The organism is Vibrio sp. 1288 (assembly GCF_033344475.1).
Genome location: NZ_JAWPOX010001169.1, coordinates 1 through 509 on the forward strand (window position 1 = coordinate 1; position 509 = coordinate 509).

Below are 509 nucleotides of genomic sequence, written 5' to 3' on the forward strand. Positions count from 1 at the left end.
GCTAAATGACGCAACTATAGGCGGTATGATCATTTGTGATAGCTCAGACCAAGCAAAGAAAATGTTTGAGCTGTTTAATGCTGTGTTCGCCTCAAAGCCCCTATCCAGTAGTGACAGTGTGGAACCTCAGCAAGCAACATCGGTAGCAGAGCCGATCCCGACTTACGTTCAAACGGCGAGCATGGAGCCAGCCAAGCAAGCCCACAAAGTGAGCAATGCTGCGCTGATTTTGCATGATGTCGGCACAAAACAAGAACGCAAAGATTGGGTTGAAGATTTCAAAGCAGGAAAAATCGACTTACTGTTTGTTTACAACATGCTACTCACAGGCTTCGATGCTAAACGCTTGAAGAAACTCTACCTTGGCCGCGTGATCCGCAAACATAACTTGCTACAAGCACTGACACGCGTCAACCGCACATATAAGGACTTCCGTTATGGCTATGTGGTTGATTTTGCAGATATCCGCAAAGAGTTTGACGCGACCAACAAAGCTTACTTTGACGAAT

The 509-nt window shown here is 46.2% G+C and carries 1 protein-coding gene; it reads left to right on the forward strand.

Annotation, left to right across the window (positions count from 1 at the left end):
• Positions 1–509: UvrB domain 3-containing protein (locus tag R8O11_RS31490; RefSeq protein ID WP_412035107.1), on the forward strand; the 509-nt coding region annotated here is incomplete at both ends.